At 56.8% G+C, this 4,720-nt stretch carries 5 protein-coding genes and 1 pseudogene; all 6 read left to right on the forward strand.

Features of this window, described 5'->3' with window-relative positions; all coding sequences use genetic code 11:
- Window positions 1–421: pseudogene (locus PSSD_RS25395) on the forward strand (electron transport complex subunit RsxC); the annotation flags it as partial.
- Window positions 422–1,480 carry an electron transport complex subunit RsxD gene (gene rsxD / locus PSSD_RS25400; protein ID WP_058974169.1) on the forward strand — a complete coding sequence of 353 codons (1,059 nt, stop codon included), beginning with the start codon at window positions 422–424 and terminating at the stop codon, window positions 1,478–1,480.
- A gap of 2 nt (window positions 1,481–1,482) precedes the next feature.
- Window positions 1,483–2,115 (forward strand): electron transport complex subunit RsxG, encoded by a 633-nt coding sequence (rsxG, locus tag PSSD_RS25405; RefSeq protein ID WP_058974170.1) that lies wholly within the window; start codon window positions 1,483–1,485, stop codon window positions 2,113–2,115.
- The gene (locus PSSD_RS25410) at window positions 2,112–2,813 is read left to right on the forward strand and encodes an electron transport complex subunit E (RefSeq protein ID WP_058974171.1); all 702 of its coding nucleotides are present in this window, start codon (window positions 2,112–2,114) and stop codon (window positions 2,811–2,813) included. The genes rsxG and PSSD_RS25410 overlap by 4 nt, the downstream gene beginning before the upstream one ends.
- Window positions 2,810–3,445 carry an endonuclease III gene (nth, locus tag PSSD_RS25415; protein WP_058974172.1) on the forward strand — a complete coding sequence of 212 codons (636 nt, stop codon included), beginning with the start codon at window positions 2,810–2,812 and terminating at the stop codon, window positions 3,443–3,445. The genes PSSD_RS25410 and nth overlap by 4 nt, the downstream gene beginning before the upstream one ends.
- Window positions 3,417–4,418: a zinc-dependent alcohol dehydrogenase family protein gene (locus PSSD_RS25420; protein WP_235589305.1), complete on the forward strand. Its 1,002-nt coding sequence runs from the start codon at window positions 3,417–3,419 to the stop codon at window positions 4,416–4,418. The genes nth and PSSD_RS25420 overlap by 29 nt, the downstream gene beginning before the upstream one ends.
- The last annotated feature ends 302 nt before the right edge of the window (window positions 4,419–4,720 follow it).

Genomic DNA, 4,720 nt, shown 5'->3' on the forward strand with positions numbered 1-4,720 from the left:
GATCCGCGTAAAGCCGCCGTCGAAGCCGCCATTGCGCGTGCGAAAGCCAAAGAAAGCGGCTGCCGCCGCTGAACAACCGGCTGAGGCAACTGCTGCTGAAGTCGATCCGCGCAAAGCCGCCGTCGAAGCCGCCATTGCGCGTGCGAAAGCCAAGAAAGCCGCCGCCGCTGAACAACCGGTAGAAGCACCTGCCGCTGAAGTCGATCCACGTAAAGCCGCTGTCGAAGCGGCGATTGCGCGTGCGAAAGCTAAAAAAGCTGCCGCCGCACAGCAGGACGAACTGCAATCTGAATCATCCCCTGAAGTGGAGGCTGCTGCCTCTCCTGACTCCGCCGACCCACGCAAAGCGGCAATTGCTGCCGCGGTCGCCCGTGCCAAAGCGCGTAAAGCGCAGCAGCAGCCTTCGACGACTGAGGAATAAATGGCTTTTCGTATCGCAAGTTCCCCTTATACCCATAACCGCCGCAGCACTGGCAATATCATGCTGTTGGTGGTGCTGGCTGCGCTGCCAGGGATGGCCGCGCAATGGTATTTCTTTGGCATTGGTTTTCTGATTCAGGTGTTACTGGCCACAGCCACCGCATGGATCACCGAAGGTGCCATTCTGCGCCTGCGTAAAACGCCGGTCGTGCCTACGCTGAGCGATAATTCCGCGTTACTGACTGCGCTGCTGCTCGGCATAAGTTTGCCCCCGCTGGCCCCTTGGTGGTTGGTGGTGCTGGGTACCGTCTTCGCCATCGTGATCGCGAAACAACTTTACGGCGGTTTGGGGCAGAACCCGTTCAACCCGGCGATGGTTGGCTATGTGGTATTGCTGATCTCGTTCCCGGTCCAAATGACCAGTTGGATGCCACCTGACACGCTACAAGCCATCAAGCCTGGCTTGTTAGACTCGCTCAGTATGATTTTTACCCACCACACACTGGCGGGGGAAACCATGCAACAGCTGCAACTAGGTGTCGATGGCGTGAGCCAGGCTACACCGCTGGATACGTTCAAAACCGGTCTGCGTGCGGGACACACCGCAGAGCAGCTGCTGGCTGAGCCAATTTACACTGGCGTGCTGGCGGGTCTGGGTTGGCAGTGGATTAACCTTGGCTATCTGCTCGGCGGCATGTTGCTGCTGGCGAAGAATGCGATTCGCTGGCACATCCCGGTTAGCTTCCTGGTCTCACTGGCTTTTTGTGCCACCCTCGGCTGGCTGTTCTCACCTGAATCGCTGAACTCACCGCTGATTCATCTGTTCTCCGGTGCCACCATGTTGGGTGCGTTTTTCATCGCCACCGATCCGGTTACGGCGTCGACCACCAATCGTGGTCGTCTGGTGTATGGCGCACTGATTGGTTTACTGGTGTGGCTGATTCGCAGCTTTGGTGGTTATCCCGATGGCGTGGCGTTTGCCGTACTGCTGGCTAACATCTGCGTACCACTGATTGATTACTACACCCAGCCGCGCGTTTACGGCCATCGCAAGGATTGAAGATGATCGAAGCTATTCGTAAAAATGCGGTCACGCTGGCAGCATTTGCCGTGGTCACCACCGGTGTGACGGCCGTGGTGAACTATGTCACCAAGCCGACGGTGGAGCACCAGACGGCCTTACAGCAAAAAAACTTGCTCGACCAAGTGGTGCCGACCGATCTGTATGACAACCACATCCAACAGGAGTGTTTTCTGGTCACGGATGCCGCCGCGTTGGGTAATGATAAACCCCATCATCTCTATCTGGCGCGCAAAGGCGATCAACCCGTTGCGGCGGCGCTTGAGACTACCGCGCCAGACGGCTATTCTGGTGCGATTCAGATGCTGGTCGGTGCCGACTTTCATGGCAAAGTTCTGGGTGTGCGCGTGGTCGAACATCATGAAACACCCGGCCTTGGCGATAAAATCGAGCTGCGTATTTCGGACTGGATTAATAGCTTTAACGGTAAAGTGGTGCACGGCGCCGACGATAAGAATTTTGCCGTGAAAAAAGACGGCGGTGAATTCGACCAATTTACGGGTGCGACTATCACACCACGCGCGGTGGTCAATGCCACCAAACGCACTGCCCTGCTGATTGAAACGTTGCCAGCGAAGCTCGCTTCGCTGCCCGAATGTGGAGATGCCCAATGAGTGAAGCCAAAACCCTACTGGTCGGTGGCCTGTGGAAAAATAACTCCGCCCTGGTGCAGCTATTGGGCTTGTGCCCACTGCTGGCCGTGACATCCACAGCCACTAACGCCCTTGGACTGGGTCTTGCCACCACGCTGGTGCTGACCATCACCAACAGTGCCATCTCCGCTTCCCGCCGTTGGGTGCCAGCAGAAATCCGTATTCCTATCTACGTGATGATCATTGCTTCGGTGGTGAGCTGCGTGCAGATGCTGATCAATGCCTACGCTTACGGACTTTATCAGTCACTCGGGATTTTTATTCCCTTGATCGTAACCAACTGCATCGTGGTGGGTCGTGCTGAAGCGGTGGCATCAAAAAGCAGCATCCCGCTCTCGGCGCTGGACGGTTTTGCCATTGGCATGGGCGCAACCTGTGCCATGGTCTCGCTGGGATCGATTCGTGAATTGATTGGCAGCGGCACCCTGTTCAACGGTGCCGATCAGCTGCTGGGGCCATGGGCCAAAGCGCTGCGCATTGAGGTGTTCCATTTTGATTCACCGATGCTGCTGGCGATGCTGCCACCGGGTGCCTTTATTGGTTTGGGAATGTTGCTGGCAGGAAAATACCTGATCGATCAAAAGATGAAACAGCGTGCGGCTCATCGTGCCGCTGCCCCTGAAGCCGCACCGCAAGGTGAAACCGGGAACGCAGTGTGAATAAAGACAAGCGCCTGCAAATCCTCACACGCCTGCGTGATGAGAATCCGCACCCTACCACTGAGCTTTACTTCAGCTCGCCGTTTGAGTTGTTGATTGCCGTACTGCTCTCTGCGCAGGCCACGGACGTCAGTGTCAATAAAGCCACGGCTAAGCTTTACCCGGTCGCCAATACCCCAGCGGCGATACTGGCGCTGGGTGTGGATGGCGTGAAAGAGTACATCAAGACCATCGGCCTGTTTAACAGCAAAGCTGAGAACGTGATTAAAACCTGCCGTATTCTGATTGAGCAACATAGCGGTGAAGTACCGGAAGACCGTGCCGCGCTGGAAGCGCTGCCAGGCGTAGGGCGCAAGACCGCCAATGTGGTGTTAAATACCGCCTTTGGTTGGCCGACCATTGCCGTGGATACCCATATTTTCCGCGTCAGCAACCGTACCCGTTTTGCACCGGGTAAGAATGTCGAAGAAGTGGAAGATAAGCTGATCAAAGTGGTGCCCTCAGCCTTTAAAGTGGATTGCCACCACTGGTTGATTCTGCACGGTCGCTACACCTGTGTGGCGCGTAAACCTCGCTGTGGTTCCTGTCTGATTGAAGATCTGTGTGAGTTTGACGCCAAAACCGAACTCTGACGCATTGCCGCCGCTACCCGAGTGCAACCTCGCGCTCTGGTATCGGCAATTCGGCGATCCTGCCCAAGTCCTGACGCTGGAATCCTCCCCCTTATCCCCGCTTGCCGAGGGTATGTTGCGCGTGCAAATGCACTTCGCGCCGGTTAACGCTTCCGATTTGATCCCGATTACCGGTGCCTATCGCCATCGTGTTGCGCCACCGCTGGTTGCTGGCTATGAAGGTGTCGGCACCGTTATTGAGGCATCGTCAGAGATGCAACACCTTTTAGGGCAACGCGTATTACCGTTACGCGGCGCTGGATGCTGGCAGCGCTATGTTGATATTGATGCGCGGCTTGCGATCGCTGTGCCCAACGATATTCCTCATCAGCTTGCTGCCCGCGCCTATATCAATCCGCTTGCCGCCTTATTGATGCTGCAACAGTGGCCCGTGACCGGAAAAAATGTGTTGATCACCGCTGGCGGTTCTACCTGCGCACAGTTGCTGGCGCAGTGGGCCCTGCGTCAGGGTGCAAACCAGGTGGTGGTGGTGTTTCGTGCCGCCGAACATGCTGTACGTTTGCAGGCCATGGGTATGACGCCCATACAGGAATCAGCGCGAGATGCGTTGAAGGCCGTCAGCGCTGTCACAGACGTGGTGTTTGATGCGGTGGGCGGTGATGTCGGGCAGTTGATTTGGCAACAGCTTAATGAAAATGCGCAATTTGTCGCTTATGGCGTGCTCAGCGGCAAGCCGGTGCAGGTAAAAGCAGCCCGGCCAGCACTGCACTGGTTCCATGTTCGGCACACATTGGGTGAGATTGGCATGACGCAGTGGCAGCACCTGTTTGCGCAACTCTGGCCGTTGTTGCGTAACAGTGATTGTGGCGAGGTGGAAATATTCCCCCTGACGGAGTGGCGCGCAGCGATCGACTGTTATCACCAGTCGGGTCGAGCACGGAAACCGTTGTTGTGTTTTGATGAGTTAATATAGGAAGGCCTAAATGCTCGTCAGTTAAGCGACTGACGATAACGCCGTCTGGGGTCGCACCGGGGCTGCCGGTCCTCACGCCGCTACGCGGTGCCTTCACTTCACTCGTCTGCCTTACGGACCGGTGCCGCTGGAACATCCATGTTCCAGCGCCACCTTTCGCCCGCGTCCTGCGGGCTCTCCTGGCATACTCGCTCAGCTCAGCGCTGCGGATGCCTGCCCCGGTGCGACCCCAGCCAGCTCATCAGCTTCAATGCGCGTTGTCAAAAGGGCACATTGTCTGAGGCTATGACGCCTCTGCTGCC

The organism is Type-D symbiont of Plautia stali, from assembly GCF_001485335.1.
Lineage (GTDB): Bacteria > Pseudomonadota > Gammaproteobacteria > Enterobacterales > Enterobacteriaceae > Pantoea > Pantoea vagans_C.

What these genes read in the sequence shown, in the direction of transcription:
- rsxD (WP_058974169.1), top strand. Translation starts at nt 422, where the DNA reads ATGGCTTTTCGTATCGCAAGTTCCCCTTATACCCATAACCGCCGCAGC.
- rsxG (WP_058974170.1), top strand. Translation starts at nt 1,483, where the DNA reads ATGATCGAAGCTATTCGTAAAAATGCGGTCACGCTGGCAGCATTTGCC.
- PSSD_RS25410 (WP_058974171.1), top strand. Translation starts at nt 2,112, where the DNA reads ATGAGTGAAGCCAAAACCCTACTGGTCGGTGGCCTGTGGAAAAATAAC.